Genomic DNA, 14518 nt, shown 5'->3' with positions numbered 1-14518 from the left:
ACCCACCAAGATTATTATTTTGCCACCGCTCCGTCAACGCGAGGTTCGGGTCAAAGACCCGGTGCAGACCGCAACGAATCGGCTCCGATTGCGGCCTGCACCGGATTAGTTCTCCAAATGAAACGCCGGCAAGGACTAGATGCTGTTCCAGGCGACTTCCACGACGTACAGATTATCGAACGGATTGTTGTCCCCGTCCACGAAGAAGCCCTTCGCGATGATGTCGAACATCGGGAAGCCCTGCCACTTTACGCCGAGGCCGAACACGCCCTGGTCAAGCTCGTCGCCGTCGTTGTTTTGCCAGTCGGCCATTAGTTCCAGCATGCCGGGGATAACCTTGGCGTTCGCGCCGGCGAAGAACTGTATGTCGTCGTCCATGCCGAAGGTGTTCCCCTGTGCGCCTGCATGCAGTCCGACCAGCTCGGTGAAGTGCTTGGAAACGACGACGAAGTAATTGGCATCCGCGTCGCTGGCTATGTTGCGCATACCGACCGAAACGCCCGGCATCGTAAGGCTTTCCTCGATAACGTTGAACTTGAACTCGAACTGCGCGTCGGTCTGGGAAGGCGCCTCCGGCCAGAAACCCGCTCCGATGTCGAATTCTTCGAACGGGACGGTGACTCCCACTTCAAGCTTGGGGAAAACTCCCGCAGTCGCGCCGAGAAGGAAGCCGGTGCCGTCCTCGGTGATGCTGCCGATGGTGTTCTCGCCGCCTGTGAAACTCACGTCGAAATTGATTCTGAATTTGGCGACCCCGATTACGTCCGCAGTCGGAATCTGGTTCAACTCGGTTATTTTCGCCTGCGCGGGCCTAGGCGCGCATACGGCCCCGATAACGGCGAAAAGCACTGCAACAAGGGCAAACTTCTTCATCAACCACTCCCGGAATGAGCATATCCCCGCGGGGATGCCGCATTTTAGCCGAAGACTGCAGCCTCGTAAAGATACCGGAGCGCCAAGTCCGGAATTGGCAGGCCGTGCGCTTTTCAGTGATAAAATATGGGACGGCCGCCGGATAAGGCCGCTGGAACCGCTGTTCCGGCGACAGATGGGGGGAGGCGCCCATGGAGGTGCTCGGTGAACATCGGCTTGATTTTGCTAATTTCGATCGCGATCGGCGTAGCAGGATACAAGTTCTACGCCCGCTTCATAGCCCGCCAGTTCGAGGAAAACGACGGCAATCCCACCCCCGCAAAAGCCATGGAAGACGGCGTGGATTACGTTCCTACCCGTCCGACGATTCTGTTCAGCCACCATTTCGCGACGATCGCGGGAGCCGGGCCGATTGTCGGGCCGACTCTCGCTCTTGTTTACGGATTCCTTCCCGCGTGGGCTTGGATCGTCGTCGGCAGCGTGTTCTTCGGCGCGGTGCACGACTACACGGCTTTGTTCGCAAGCTTACGCGAGAAGGGCAGAAGCGTTGCGGAAATAACTGGCAAAACGACCGGCAAGCTGGGATTTTTTCTTTACATCGCATTCACGATATTGCTGATACTGCTCGTGACGAGCGCGTTTCTTGATTTGACCGTCGTTTCGCTGACTTCGATAGTTGACGGAAAGTATTTCGGAAACGCCGAGGGTACCGCTCTTTTCCCTTTGCACAAAACCATGGTTGACGGCGCGGAAATGGTGCGCATCGGCGGCATCGCGACGACGTCCGTGATTATCATCACGCTGATTGCGCCCATAGTCGGATTCATAGTTTACCGGCGCGGGATTAAAACCTGGGCCGCGGTTGCCATCGCGCTTTGCGTTTCGCTTGGAAGCATCCTTGTCGGAATGCAGCTTCCAGTTGTCATAGGCGACGGGACATACGAGCACATCAAGCTGCCCTGGATGCTAATTCTCACGGTATACACATTCGTCGCCGCGGGCATTCCGGTCTGGATCGTTCTTCAGCCGCGCGATTTCATCAACAGCTTCATACTATACACCGGCGTCGCCGTGTTGTTGATTGCAGGATTGGCTGGCGGAGTTATGGGCATAACAGCCGACCCCGAGCTGTTCAAGCTCGGCGACAACGTAGCCAAGGGAACCGCTCTGCTCGGGCCGATCTGGCCGATTTTGTTCATCACAATCGCCTGCGGCGCGATAAGCGGATTCCATTCGCTGGTCGCCGGCGGCACCACTGCAAAGCAGTGCGCGACCGAGTCCGACGCCAAGCGCATCGCGTACGGCGGGATGCTTCTCGAAGGGCTTTTGGCGACCGGAGTGATCATCGCGCTGGCAGCCGGACTGGGGCACGGCGGATATATGGCGAACATGTATCCCGAGGCGGGCAAAGGAAACCCGATACTCACATTCGCCCTGGGATTCGGCGGCCTGGCCAACAAAGCTCTGGGAATCCCGCTTTACCTTGCGACAATTTTCGGCATACTCGCGGTCGAGGGATTCATTGTAACGACGCTGGACAGCGCGGTCAGGCTCAACCGGTATCTTTTCGAGGAATTGTGGCGGTTCATCTGGAAGACGCCGCCCGCGTTATTGATGAACTATATGTTCAACGCCGGATTGAGCGTGGGACTTATGTTTCTGCTTGCGGTAAACAACGGATACAAAATCATCTGGCCCGTATTCGGCACCGCGAACCAGATGATGGCCGCGCTCGCGCTTATAGCGATAAGCATCTGGCTGGTCAACAGAAAGAAAACCGCCTGGTATACGCTCATTCCCGCGGTGTTTATGACCGCGACCACGCTTTATTCGCTCATTTACCAGCTCCAGGGGCTGTTCAAGAAGGCGCCCGCGGACCTGGTGCAGCGCAACGTGCTCGCCGTGACCATCGTACTTTTAATCCTGTTCAGCGTCGGCGTGATAATCGTCGGCGCGACAAGGTTGATACAGCTCGGCTCGCACAAGCCCGGCGGGCCGAAGCTCGAGACGGCACGTTAGCCTGCCATTCCGGATGCAATGCGGTAGAATCGGGCCGTGCGCGTTGCGGTAACCGGCGGAGCTGGATTCATAGGGAGTCATCTTGTCGACGCGCTCGTCGGCCTGCGGCACGCGGTACTGGTGATTGACGACCTTTCGACGGGAAAACGGGAAAATCTTAACGCCTCCGTGAAGTTCGAGCAGGCGGACATCCGCGAGGATCGCCTTTCGGATTTGCTTTCGGCATTCAAACCGGACGCAGTATTTCATCTCGCCGCGCAGGTGAGCGTCCCGGACAGCATCCGCGATCCGGACAGGGATTTCTCGATAAATGCCGGCGGAAGCCAGAACGTGCTCGCGGCGGCCATTCTGTCAGGCGCGGAATATTTCGTCAATGTTTCAACCGGCATCGTGTACGGCGACCAAACTCCGTTCGTCGAATATCCGATCTCCGAAACCGCGGACAAGCGATTGCCGTTTCCTTACAGCCGCTCGAAGTACGAGTTCGAGAGGGTGCTCGTATACGCGGCGGAGCGCAAGAAAATCCGCGGCGTATCAGTCAGACCCGGCAACGTTTACGGCCCGCGACAGGATCCCTGCGGAGAAGCCGGCGTGGTGGCGATTTTTTGCAGCAGGATTATCGCGGGAAAGCCGCTCGTGATCCACGGCACCGGTGAAGCTACACGGGATTACGTATACGTTGATGACGCGGTCGATGCATTGCTGCTCGCGTTGACCTATCTCGAAAGCGGGCGCTGGCGCCCGCCGACCTCGATAAGCGATCTGGCGTACAACGTCGGCGCTGGCGTCGAAACTCCCGTAACGCAAATAGCGGCATTGCTGGAAGATGTTGCAAGGTCACGCGGCATCGAGCCCTCGGGAAGAGATAACGGCCCGCCCAGATCGGGCGAAGTGATGCGGATCGCGCTCGATTCTTCAAAGGCGGCGCGGGATTTCGAATGGAATCCCAAAACGGATTTGAAATCCGGACTCGTGCGCACATTCGACTGGTTTTTGCAATCGAGCCCAAGCGGGGTAAAATGAGCGCGGTGGAAAACTGAATGTACGAACCCGAAAAAGCGCCGGCCGAGCCGGAGAAGGAAAAACCCAAGCCCGGCCATCCGGCGAAGCACAAGGATGAGGGCGAAGCCCCCGACACCGCTTTGCCCGGCGGCCCGACCGAAGGCGGCGGCGGGAAGCGCGTGGACATTATCCCCAAAGCGACCGTTCCGCTGAAAATAAAAGAAGACCAGCCCGGCCCCGTTGACAGCATCCGGCGTATTTTGACGGAAGAAGTCATTGGCCAGGAGCGCGCGATCGAAGCGATATGCCGCGCTTTGATTAGAAACTATGCCGGATTCCGCAATCCTTACAAGCCTATAGCGGTCATGTACTTCGCCGGGCCGACCGGGGTCGGCAAAACCGAAACCGCCCGCGCGCTGGCGCGCGCTTTGCACGGCGACTACCGCAAGATGATCAAGGTGGACTGCAGCGAATACAGCGAGCCGCACGCCATTTCGCGTCTGATCGGCAGCCCTCCGGGATACGTGGGAAGCGACCTTCCGGTGATTTTTTCAAAGGAGGCCGTCGAGGGCAAGCCCAACACGATCGTTCTGTTCGACGAAATCGAAAAGGCGCACTTCCGGCTGCATAACCTTCTCTTGCAGATTATGGACGAGGGCAGGCTGACTCTGGCCAGGCGCACCAAGGACGACGACGGTATCGTGGATTTCACGAATACGATCCCGATCATGACCTCCAACGTAGGCGCGCCGGAAATCGACCGGCTCATGAAGGAGCAGCGCATCGGATTCAAGCACCAGACCGTTTCGATGGACAAGGCCGACCAGGACATTTACGAAACCGTCAAGGAAGCGATGAAACGCGCCTTCACGCCGGAGTTCCGCAACCGCATAACCGACTTCATTGTTTTCCGCGCGTTAAACCGAGAAGCGCTGTATAAAATCCTGCAGAAATTGCTGAACATAAGCGCGACGAGGTTCGCGCATCTCGGATTCCAGGTGCAGCTTACGCAGGCCGCGCGCGACTGGCTGGTGGACCGCGGGCTTGACCTCGAAATGGGCGTTCGGCCTTTGGTCAAGGCCGTAGAGCGTTACATTGAAACGAAGCTGGCCGAGCACCTGGGCTACGGCAATATCAAGCCGGGCGATTTCATCGTGGCCGACGTCGCGTTCGACGCGCAGCATGACGAGGACAGGATAGTCTTCAGGCGCGCCAAGCGCGTTGGAAAGGCCAAGAAGCCGTCAAAGACGGAGATTACCGTCGAAAGGTATTAGGCGGATTTTCGCGGAGTAACCGCAGCGCAATCAAGCAGTTCCACGTTCATTCCACGCGGCATCTTCCAAATCGAGCGATGAAGCTTCCGTAGTTTGCACGCCACAAAAATACGTTGATGATCGTTTGCCCGGCGAATGCCAACGCAACTTTATACATTGGATACAAGGCGGACGGCGCGGTTCCAGGAGACAAAAAAGGCTGACTGCGGAGAAAGGATGCGGATATCGCGGCCGCGCTCGAAAAGGGATTCAAAATCCTGAGTGCATCTAATAGGGAATAGGATTCAGTCGACGCGCCGCTAATATTCGTGGTGACCGCGAATGCAGTCAACATCGTGCACACAAGAATCGCCCTGGCCCAAGGAAACGGAATGTACATATGCGCCAGCACCGAATATGAAAGCAGCTGGAATCCCGCCAATAATGCCGAAATCGAAACAAGCACATTCAGCTGAAATATATTCGCATAACCCGTGTCCAATCTCCATGCCGCCGTCCCATATTCATACATGAATATTGCAATCGCAAAAAACGGAATTACGGCAATCCTTGGAAGAAGCCTTCCCCAAAAAACGCGCCGCGAAATCGACTGCGCAATCGGGGGATCGGAATAAATCAAGTTTTGAGTGCCATTTCCGAGAGGGCTGACCAGGCTAAGCAGCACAATCGAAAAATAATGCAGCAATGCGATTGCGGCGACCGCATACGTCAACATGTTTAGGCAGCTTGTTAAATATTCCGGCGGCATTTGCGTGTAACCTGCCGCCAAATAGTTTTGATAAACGACAAACGCAGATACCGAAGTAGGAAAAACCAGATACATAATCATTGTAAGCAAAAAATAATGAAGGCGCTTTTTGCGAAAATCGTGCCTGAACACCCTCCAGTCCGCCACAATCACCGGATTGAATCCGACTTCCGAATCGTACAGATACGGGATGCGCCGAAGCACCGGGGCGAATAATCTCTCAAGTCGTTCGGCGAAGCGCACGGCCAAAGTATAGCCTCATTTCGCGGCGCCTTGACATGGCGCCTTGATATAATGGATTCCCGTATTTTAAGAGGAAAAAATGGACTGGATATTTTACTTGATTTTTCTGATCGTCGGTTTGGCCGTAGGGTATGGCTCATGCTGGCTCGGCTCCAAAGCAAAACTTGACGCGGCGGTCAGGAATGCTGTTTCCAGGGCGGAATCGGAAATCGTTTTGCTGAACGAAAGGCTTGGCAGCCGCGACGCGGAGCTCCAGTCGGCGCTCAATGAAAACCAAGAACGTATTCAAAGAATAGACGAACTGACGGCCGCCGCCAAAGCGGACGCGGAAGAAATTTCGAAGCTGCGCGAAAGAGCATCGTCCCAGGAGGCGTTTTTGGAGCATTCTCGAAATGAAGCGCTCGAATGGAAAACCAAGTACGCGGAACAAATCGAATTAACCAAAAACCTGGAAAAAGCCCTTGCCGCGGCGAGTACCGCGCTTGACGACGAAAAAAGAAATTCGGAAGAAAAACTTGCGCTTTTGGAAGCGGCCAAACAGCAACTGAAAGACGCTTTTTCAACCTTGTCGGCGGACGCGTTAAGCAGAAACGCCAGAAGTTTCCTGGAACTTGCCAAGGAAAATCTGGGCAGCTTTAACGAGCAAGCCAAAAACGAGCTTGAATTGGGCAGGGAAAAAGTGGAATCGCTGGTAAAACCGCTCAAAGAAAAACTTGAGGAATTTTCGGCGCATGTCAGGGAGATCGAGGAAAGCAGAATCAAGGCGTACGCCACTCTTACCGAGCAAATCAGAAACCTTCAAGAAGCCGAAAAAGATTTGCACGCAAAGGCCGACAGTTTGACTTCAGCGCTGCGCGGCAAACCTACCATGTGGGGGAGCTGGGGCGAAATGCAGCTGAAAAGAGTAGTCGAACTGGCGGGAATGACGGCTTACTGCGACTTTGCGGAACAGGTCACCGTGTCCGCGGGCGAGGCCAGGTTCAGGCCCGATATGGTTATTAAAATGCCGGCTGGTCACGGCATTCCTGTCGATTCAAAAGCCCCGCTGGAGGCATATATTTCAGCCTACGAAGCCGAAAGCGAGGAGATGAAGGCCGAATGCCTGAAAAGGCACGCGGCCAATTTGAAAACCCATATCAACCAGCTTGCGTCAAAAGGATATTGGGATTTCGTCCAGGGCAGCCCCGATTTCGTAATCATGTTTTTGCCTTTCGAGGATTTGTTGATGTCGGCGCTTAAGGTTGACCCTGATTTGATTTCATATGCCCTCGACAAACGGGTTCTCCCTGCGAATCCTGCAATGCTTATGGGGCTGCTCAAAACCGTTGCGTTTGGCTGGCGCCAGGAGCAGATTGCGGAAAACGCAAAGCAAATCAGCAATCTCGGCAAGGAGCTGTACAACCGGATAAGAGTTATGGCCGAGCACTTCAACGGAGTCAAAAAGGGGCTTGACGGGGCGGTTGAATCTTACAACCGGGCGGTAGGCTCCCTTGAATCCAGGGTTTTGCCGCAGGCCAGGAAATTCAAAGAGCTTGATGCGGGAATCAAGGACGATATTTTGGAACTCGAGCAAGTGGAACGCACACCGAAATCCATTTCGATTCCGGACGCTTGAAAGATATGTCGTTCCGCCTGAAATCTAACGGCGGGCTGCCTTTTCGCTTATAATCCTTCTCGTGCGCGTCGGTTTTTTCACTATCAGGATGCGCAAGGGATTCGGGGTCGATCTAGTCGTCGACCAGTGGGCGCGGCGGCTCTGCGACGACGGCCATTCGGTCCGCGTCTACTGTTTCGACACGGACAGCGACACATACAAGGGCGCTCCATACGCAATCGTCCCGCTTCATCTGGAAAACGACCAGGCCAACCGCGTGCTGCAGGTGTTCGAGGCGGACGCGACGAACACGCTTAGAAAGCTTAAAAGCGATTTGGGCCAGTCGGGAAAGCTCGACCTCGCCCTGCCCGCTTCGTTTCCGTTTTACGGCGCCGGAAAGGTGCTGGGCTGCCCATCCATTCATCTGCATTTCGGCAATCCTCCGACAACCGGGTTGCCCGCAGCGGCGCGGCTTAACCGGGCGTACCTCGACATAAGCGACGCCGGGCATCTTCGCCGGGCCGGCAAAATCCTCGCGATATCCAAATTTCTCGCGGACGGCCTGCCGCGCGAGGCCAAACCGAAAGCGATCGTGATTTATCCCGGAGGCGACCATCTTCCGAAGCCGGGAGCTTACGCGAGAAACCTTATGCGATCGCGGCTGGAATTGGACGACAGCCGCGTGATGTTGTTTTCGATTTCGCGGCTGGATTACAAATCGCATCCGTACAAGGGAGTGATGGAGCTGGCCCAGGTTGCGGCCAAACTCAAAGAAGGCGGCGCGCCGGTTGAGTTGGTGCTTGCCGGAATGGGCCGCGCCGACCAAATCGCGTCTCTGAAGCAAACCGGCGCGATCATAGTGGAAGCGCCGGATTGGAACGAACTTGCGCAGCTTTACGCAGCCGCCGACATTTTCGTATCGCTGTCCCGATGGGAAGGATTCGGACTGCCGGTCGCAGAAGCGGCTTTCGCCGGATTGCCGACGGTCGCGCTGAACGTGGCTGCGCACAGGGAAAACGCGGTTTCCTGTCCCGCGGAATCCGATTTGGACGCGGCGCGCATCATCGGCGAACTTGCATCCAGCACGGAGCTGCGGAAGCAAAAGGGCGAAGAAGCGCGCAGCTTGGCCGCCAGGTTCACCTGGAACGAATCCCGCGAGAAATTCGGATTGCTGGCCGCCGAAACCGCCCGCGCCGGATAGTTGAAAGCTTGCTGACGGACGCGCCGAATTTCGGTCCGGCGGGATGTTCCCAGACGGCAAATTATGGGGTAGAATCTATCCGGATGCACGGCGCGGACGTGAACAGCGCGCCCGCCGGTGCGTCTTTGAAAATGTTTGCCATTTCAAGGCAAGGAGCTGGGCGCAAGTGATGCATATCAGGAATTATTTCAGGGAGCATGCGACGAAGTTCGCTGGTTCCGCATTGATTCTGGCGTTTTCGGCCGCGGTCGCGTACGGTTCGGCCTGCACCTCGTCCGGAAGCAACCTTCAGACGAATCCGAGTTACAACCAAAACATGAATACGCCGAACCGAAACTCGCAGAGTTACGGCAATCCCTCTGGGCAGTCCGAGACATCCGGCCAGCGCGCGCCCGAGCGGCCGGTCACGATTATGCAAATCAGCTTCGAGGTCGGCCAGGTCGAGGTTAATCAGCCTTACAACGTTTACGCCATAGTGGACAACCCCGACAAAAAAGACATCCGCTACGAATGGCACGTGACCGGCGGCAAGCTTTTGCCGGTCAACGAATCGGATCGCGAAAGGCTGAAAGCGCTTGCAGTCCCGCCGGCTTCGTCCGCACCAGAAAGCGAAACTCCCGCGGCGCCCGCGGGAACCGATACGGGCGCTCCGGTTCCGGCCGGCGGCGCTCCGGCTACGGTGGATGGCAAAACCATCCCCGCAACGGTATCGCCGGACAAAGTTATGGACCAGAAACCGGCCGCGCCCAGCGGCGGCAACCAGCAGTTCAAAACCGGCGAGCCGGTGCCGCCGCCGCAGCTTGCGCCGAAACCGGCCGAGCCGACCAGAACCGAGCCTGCTGCGCCGCCGGTCACCGTCGCATCGAGGAACGAACGCAGTACGATTTTCGCAAGCCTGTTCGGCAACTACAGCCAAATCAAGTATGCGGTATTGGCGCTTCAGGACGATGGCGTGGTGAATTCCGTCGAAGCGGTTGACTCCGCAGATGATACTGCGGATGAAACGGCATCCGATACCGAAATTGAATCCGGGTCAACGGAACTTGAGCGGCCCGCGGACGGGATGGAATCCGGCGAGGCGGCTTCCGCCGAAGCGGAAATAGCACCTGCAGAGGAAACACCTTCGACCGAAACCGATGCAGCAAGCGGAGAAGATGCAAATGACTCCGATTCCGTCGCCCCCGAAACGGCTTCGGACGACACCGGCGCGGGTTTGAAGGAGCGAAACTCCTGGCCGACGCCTTGGGAATTCACGATGCCGGGCAAGCGGGATGCAGGCGAAAAGCTGATTGACGACATTCAAAAGCAGATCACCGACGAAATTGCCGCGAAGGAAGCCGAAGCCGTTGAAGTCAAGGACAAGCCGACGGTCACATTGACGCTTTCGGAGCCGTTCGTCCGGTTCATTCCCGATACCGCGGAATCCGTCACGGTCAGCCTGATAATCGTAAATCCGAAAGGAGTTCCTCTGACGGAGCCCACGGTGCTGGATTTGGAGGTGAAAACACCTCAACCGGCGGCGGAATTGAAATATGATAAGCCCAAGTCCGGAATGGATCCCGGGGATTCGTTGGAAGTTTCACTCGATGTCCGCAATATCCCCGATTTTCGCCGCGGACTGTTTGGAGTAACGTTCGACGTGAACAACTTCAGCCTTACAAAAGTCAAAATCGGCTCTATGTTTGACGGCGGGCGCGATGCAACGATGTTTTATGCCCAGCCGGACAAATCCAGCGGATTGGTCACAATCGCTATTTCGCTTGACGACATCATACGGACTGTGCGGGGCAGCGGCCAGGCGGCCACTCTCACATTCGAAGCTCGTGCGCCGATTCCGGGAGACATTGAAGATCTCGGATTCGGACTTACAGACGATCCGAATTTCAGATACATCCAGGACAGCGCCGGGGAGAATCAGCTTCCGCCGCCGGCATCCGGCCTGCCAAAGCTTCAGACTGAACTGAAACAGCCGCCGGCGCCCGAGACTCCCGCAACGCCCGCTGCTGGAGCCGGGGAAGCCGCTCCCGGCGCGCCGGTTGAAGGCGGTCCGGTCACGGCCGGAACCCCGGCGCCCGCCGGCCAGGGTCCCGTCACGCCAGGGGCTCCAGCTCCGACTTACGGCGGCGGCGAGATGGGGCCGGTTGTACCCGGCCCAGACGGAAGCGGCAAAGTCGTTCCGCGCGGCGCGCCCACACCCCCCGTCACCGGCGATGCGACCGCCGCTCCTCAGCAGGCACCGGTCAACACCGGAGATCAATCGAATGTCCAGCAGGCTCCGCCCCCGGAGTCCGGCCAGCAGGCGCCTCCGCAGGATTCCAGCCAAAAAATCCCTCCGCCCGCCGAAGGCGCGCAATCGGCTGCCGGCAGCCGGAACAGATGATTTCGTTGGTAAATATTTGGGCGATGCGGTTGTACGCATCGCCCGTTTTTTTTCTTGGCAATCAGCGACCGGTGACAGCCGGCTAGCCTTCCTCTTTGGAACGCTTGTAGTCTTCAATCACCTTTTGCGCGACGTCGCTGGGAACGTCCTCGTAATGTGAAAACTCCATTTCGAAGCTGCCGCGGCCTTGCGTCATGGAGCGGAGGTGATTGACGTACTTGTACAATTCGGCGAGAGGAACATTCGCCTTGATCACCTGCGCGCCGTCCTTCGAATCCATACCCTGAAGCCTGCCCCGGCGGCTGTTCAAATCCCCCATTACATCGCCCATAAAAGCTTCCGGAACCGTAACCTTTACGGCGTAAATCGGCTCCAGCAACACCGGATTGGCCTTTTCGAAAGCGGCTTTGAAACCGAGCGCCGCCGCAAGCTTGAACGCCATTTCGGACGAATCCACCGAGTGATGACTTCCGTCAAACAACTTCACCTGTACGTCCACAACCTGGCAGCCGGCCAAAATGCCGCCGGCCATCGTTTCAACCACGCCTTTTTCGACGGCGGGGATGAACTTGCCCGGCACTACACCGCCGACGATCGCATCAATGAATTTGAATCCTTCGCCGCGGGCAAGCGGAGATAACTCCAGCCAAACGTCGCCATATTGGCCGCGCCCGCCCGTTTGCTTCTTGTGTTTTCCTTGCGAAGAAGCGGTTGACCTGATTGTTTCCCGGTAGGGAATCTTGGGCTCGACATAAGTGAAATTGACTTTAAACTTGTCGGAGACAAGGGAGCGGGCGACATCCAACTGCAGCTCGCCCATCGCCCGCACAACCATTTGGCGTGTGTCCGAGTCCTGCCCGAAATTGAGCGTCGGATCTTCGAGCGCTATCGCCGACAATCCGGCAGAGATTTTTTCCAGATCGCCCTTGCTTTCCACGTGGATCGCTTCGAAGGCGAGCGGCGTCGGATATTGAATCGGCTGAAACAAAAACGGGTGTTCCTTGTCGCAAATCGTGTCGTCGCGGTGGGTATCCTTCAGTTTGACCGTCGCGACGATGTCGCCCGCCTCGGCCTCGTTTACATCCTTTCTGTTTTTCCCGGTCATTTCCAGCAAAGTGGAAATCTTTTCGCTGGATTTGCGCACGGGATTGTAGAACTGGTCACCTGCCTTAATCTTGCCCGAAAAAATCCGGAAGTAGGTGATCGAACCCATTGGGGATTCCTCGACCTTGAAAACGCGAGCCGCAAAAGGCGCACCCGGATCGATCGGCCTCGAATCCTCGCCCGAACCATCCGGTTTCAAGCCGACAATCTTGCCACGATGCAGCGGACCGGGCAGTAATTCCTTAACAAGGTCGAGCAGCGGATGCACTCCGATTAGCTGCTCGGCAACGCCGGCAATGCACGGCACGAGACTTCCCGCCAGGGTCGCCGCGCGCATCGCCTGTATCAAGCGCTCGTCCGGGATTTTTTCATCCGCAAGGTACATCTCCATCAACTCGTCGTCGTTTTCGACGATGGCTTCGAGCAGGCTCTGCCTCGTTTCCTCGACGCGGTCGGATTCGCCGGAGGGCACCTCGCCGCTTCGCGCGTTTTTGCCGTCCACGAACCACGCCTTGCGGGCCATGACGTCAATCACGCCGTTTATTCCGTGCTGCTCGCCGATTGGAATGACAAGCGGGGCGACTTTTGTTCCGAGCCTGGAGCGAAGCTCGCCCACGACGCGGAAGTAATCGGCTCCTTCCTTTTCGAGTTGCGAAATAAAAATCAGCCTCGGCAGCACAAGCTTTTCACAATATTCCCAGGCCTTCTCCGCCTGGCTTTCCAACCCCGCATGCCCGTTGATGACGAGAACGGCCGCGTCCGACGAATAAAGCGCACCAATCATCTCGCCGATGAAATCCTGATAGCCCGGCGTATCCAGAATGTTCAAACGGAATCCGCCGTCGTCCACAGGAATCACCGTGGTGAAAATCGAGTACTTGCGCTTGATTTCTTCGGGATGGTGGTCGCTGACGGTGTTTCCGTCCTGGATTTTGCCCATTCTAGTGGTTGCGCCGGTGGCGTAAAGCAGTGCTTCCGCGAGGGTGGTCTTACCCGACCCGCCGTGCCCGACGAGGGCGAAATTGCGCTTGTTTGCTATCGAAACGTGCGACATGACATCTCCAACAGTGATTTGGGAACGACGATATTAGCACAGGGGATGCCCGTGCGCTAACCTGCGCGGCGGCTTGTGAAGCTCGGCAGGCAACCTTCGCTTCAGGCTCCGCCCGAAGTATATTCGTTTGAGTACTTGAAGCCCCATTTAAACTTCTTCATTAACGTGTTGATAAAGTTGAAATCGCGCAGTTTGATCATTTTTAGCGGCTTCGAATAGCGGGAGATCCTTACTTCGTCGCCCTCTTCCAGGTTGTAAAAAACCTGTCCGTCGAATGTCGCCATCAACGGAGGGCCGCCCGGCTCCGGCAGGATGCGCACGGTTTTGTCTTCGGGCACGACCAGAGGCCGGATGTAAAGCGAGTGCGCGCAAATGGGCGTAACCATTATCGTACGCAGCGTCGGATCGATAATGGGGCCGCCCGCCGCCATCGCGTACGCGGTGCTGCCGGTGGGGGTGGAAACGATCAAGCCGTCCGCGTAATAGCTGACCAGAAAATTGTCGTCAATGTAACAATCCAAATCCAGCATCCGCGGGATTGTCGCGTTGCCTATAACCACGTCGTTGAGCGCTATGTCGCTTGCGGCCTTCGCTCCCCCGCGGATAATCGAGCCTTGAAGCAGTATCCGTTTCTCGGTCTCGTAACCGCCGCTGGCCAGCAACGCGGCAAGAGGCTCCAGTTCCTCGAGCTTCGCCTGACAGAGAAAGCCCATTTTGCCCATTTCGACGCCGATAATGGGAATCCCCGCGCGCGCGGCCAGCCTGGATGCTCCCAAATATGTTCCGTCGCCGCCGAATACCATCAAATACGACAGGCCGTGATCTTTCGGCAGCGCGGCGGGCCGCGGCGGATTCGTTTCGTTCAGCGTTGGCGACAGAAATTCAGGCGCGAACCCGTGGCGTTCCAGCACGGGAAACACCTTCCGCTCGATGAAGCTGCGCTTCACCCTGAACGGATGAAGGACTACGCCGATTTTGGATGTTTTTCTCAACTTGCCTGTCCGGGCATTCGCCCCGGCCATTGAA

Annotated in this window: 10 protein-coding genes; 6 read left to right on the top strand and 4 right to left on the bottom strand. The window is 56.9% G+C overall.

What is annotated here, in order from left to right; all coding sequences use genetic code 11:
* Positions 1-135: 135 nt before the first annotated feature.
* Positions 136-873, bottom strand: coding sequence for a YjbH domain-containing protein (locus tag HRF49_02105; GenBank protein MEP0813444.1), 738 nt, complete (start codon positions 871-873; stop codon positions 136-138).
* 204 nt (positions 874-1077) lie between these two features.
* On the opposite strand from HRF49_02105, the gene HRF49_02100 reads away from it, so the two are divergent.
* From HRF49_02100 to HRF49_02090, 3 genes are read left to right on the top strand one after another with little or no spacing between them, the layout of a single operon-like run.
* Positions 1078-2892: a carbon starvation protein A gene (locus tag HRF49_02100; GenBank protein MEP0813443.1), complete on the top strand. Its 1815-nt coding sequence runs from the start codon at positions 1078-1080 to the stop codon at positions 2890-2892.
* A 36-nt stretch (positions 2893-2928) separates the two neighbouring features.
* A complete protein-coding gene (locus tag HRF49_02095) occupies positions 2929-3915 on the top strand; it encodes an NAD-dependent epimerase/dehydratase family protein (GenBank protein ID MEP0813442.1) in 987 nt (328 codons plus the stop codon).
* A 17-nt stretch (positions 3916-3932) separates the two neighbouring features.
* Positions 3933-5168 (top strand): ATP-dependent Clp protease ATP-binding subunit, encoded by a 1236-nt coding sequence (locus tag HRF49_02090; GenBank protein MEP0813441.1) that lies wholly within the window; start codon positions 3933-3935, stop codon positions 5166-5168.
* A 46-nt stretch (positions 5169-5214) separates the two neighbouring features.
* Here HRF49_02090 and HRF49_02085 read toward each other — a convergent pair whose 3' ends face one another.
* Positions 5215-6120: a hypothetical protein gene (locus tag HRF49_02085; protein MEP0813440.1), complete on the bottom strand. Its 906-nt coding sequence runs from the start codon at positions 6118-6120 to the stop codon at positions 5215-5217.
* Positions 6121-6238: 118 nt separating this feature from the next.
* On the opposite strand from HRF49_02085, the gene rmuC reads away from it, so the two are divergent.
* The 3 genes from rmuC (at position 6239) to HRF49_02070 (ending at position 11334) form a co-directional block, all read left to right on the top strand.
* A complete protein-coding gene (rmuC, locus tag HRF49_02080) occupies positions 6239-7774 on the top strand; it encodes a DNA recombination protein RmuC (GenBank protein MEP0813439.1) in 1536 nt (511 codons plus the stop codon).
* An 88-nt stretch (positions 7775-7862) separates the two neighbouring features.
* Positions 7863-8954, top strand: a complete 1092-nt coding sequence (locus HRF49_02075; GenBank protein ID MEP0813438.1) for a glycosyltransferase family 4 protein — start codon at positions 7863-7865, stop codon at positions 8952-8954.
* A gap of 169 nt (positions 8955-9123) precedes the next feature.
* Positions 9124-11334 carry a hypothetical protein gene (locus tag HRF49_02070; GenBank protein ID MEP0813437.1) on the top strand — a complete coding sequence of 737 codons (2211 nt, stop codon included), beginning with the start codon at positions 9124-9126 and terminating at the stop codon, positions 11332-11334.
* 82 nt (positions 11335-11416) lie between these two features.
* Here the strand turns inward: HRF49_02070 and HRF49_02065 are convergent, their stop codons facing one another.
* Together HRF49_02065 and HRF49_02060 are read right to left on the bottom strand one after the other, a co-directional pair.
* Entirely contained in the window at positions 11417-13492 is a 2076-nt protein-coding gene (locus HRF49_02065; protein ID MEP0813436.1) for an elongation factor G, read from the bottom strand.
* A gap of 101 nt (positions 13493-13593) precedes the next feature.
* A complete protein-coding gene (locus tag HRF49_02060; GenBank protein MEP0813435.1) occupies positions 13594-14514 on the bottom strand; it encodes an NAD(+)/NADH kinase in 921 nt (306 codons plus the stop codon).
* Between the last annotated feature and the right edge of the window lie 4 nt (positions 14515-14518).

The organism is bacterium (assembly GCA_039961635.1).
Classification (GTDB): domain Bacteria; phylum 4484-113; class 4484-113; order JAGGVC01; family JAGGVC01; genus JABRWB01.
This window is presented reverse-complemented; position numbering and strand designations above follow the sequence as displayed.

Bases quoted from the DNA above. Each gene is read 5' to 3' on its own strand.
- HRF49_02070 (MEP0813437.1), top strand. From the start codon at position 9,124: ATGCATATCAGGAATTATTTCAGGGAGCATGCGACGAAGTTCGCTGGT.
- HRF49_02060 (MEP0813435.1), bottom strand. From the start codon at position 14,514: ATGGCCGGGGCGAATGCCCGGACAGGCAAGTTGAGAAAAACATCCAAA.
- HRF49_02090 (MEP0813441.1), top strand. From the start codon at position 3,933: ATGTACGAACCCGAAAAAGCGCCGGCCGAGCCGGAGAAGGAAAAACCC.
- rmuC (MEP0813439.1), top strand. From the start codon at position 6,239: ATGGACTGGATATTTTACTTGATTTTTCTGATCGTCGGTTTGGCCGTA.
- HRF49_02105 (MEP0813444.1), bottom strand. From the start codon at position 873: ATGAAGAAGTTTGCCCTTGTTGCAGTGCTTTTCGCCGTTATCGGGGCC.
- HRF49_02075 (MEP0813438.1), top strand. From the start codon at position 7,863: ATGCGCAAGGGATTCGGGGTCGATCTAGTCGTCGACCAGTGGGCGCGG.
- HRF49_02065 (MEP0813436.1), bottom strand. From the start codon at position 13,492: ATGTCGCACGTTTCGATAGCAAACAAGCGCAATTTCGCCCTCGTCGGG.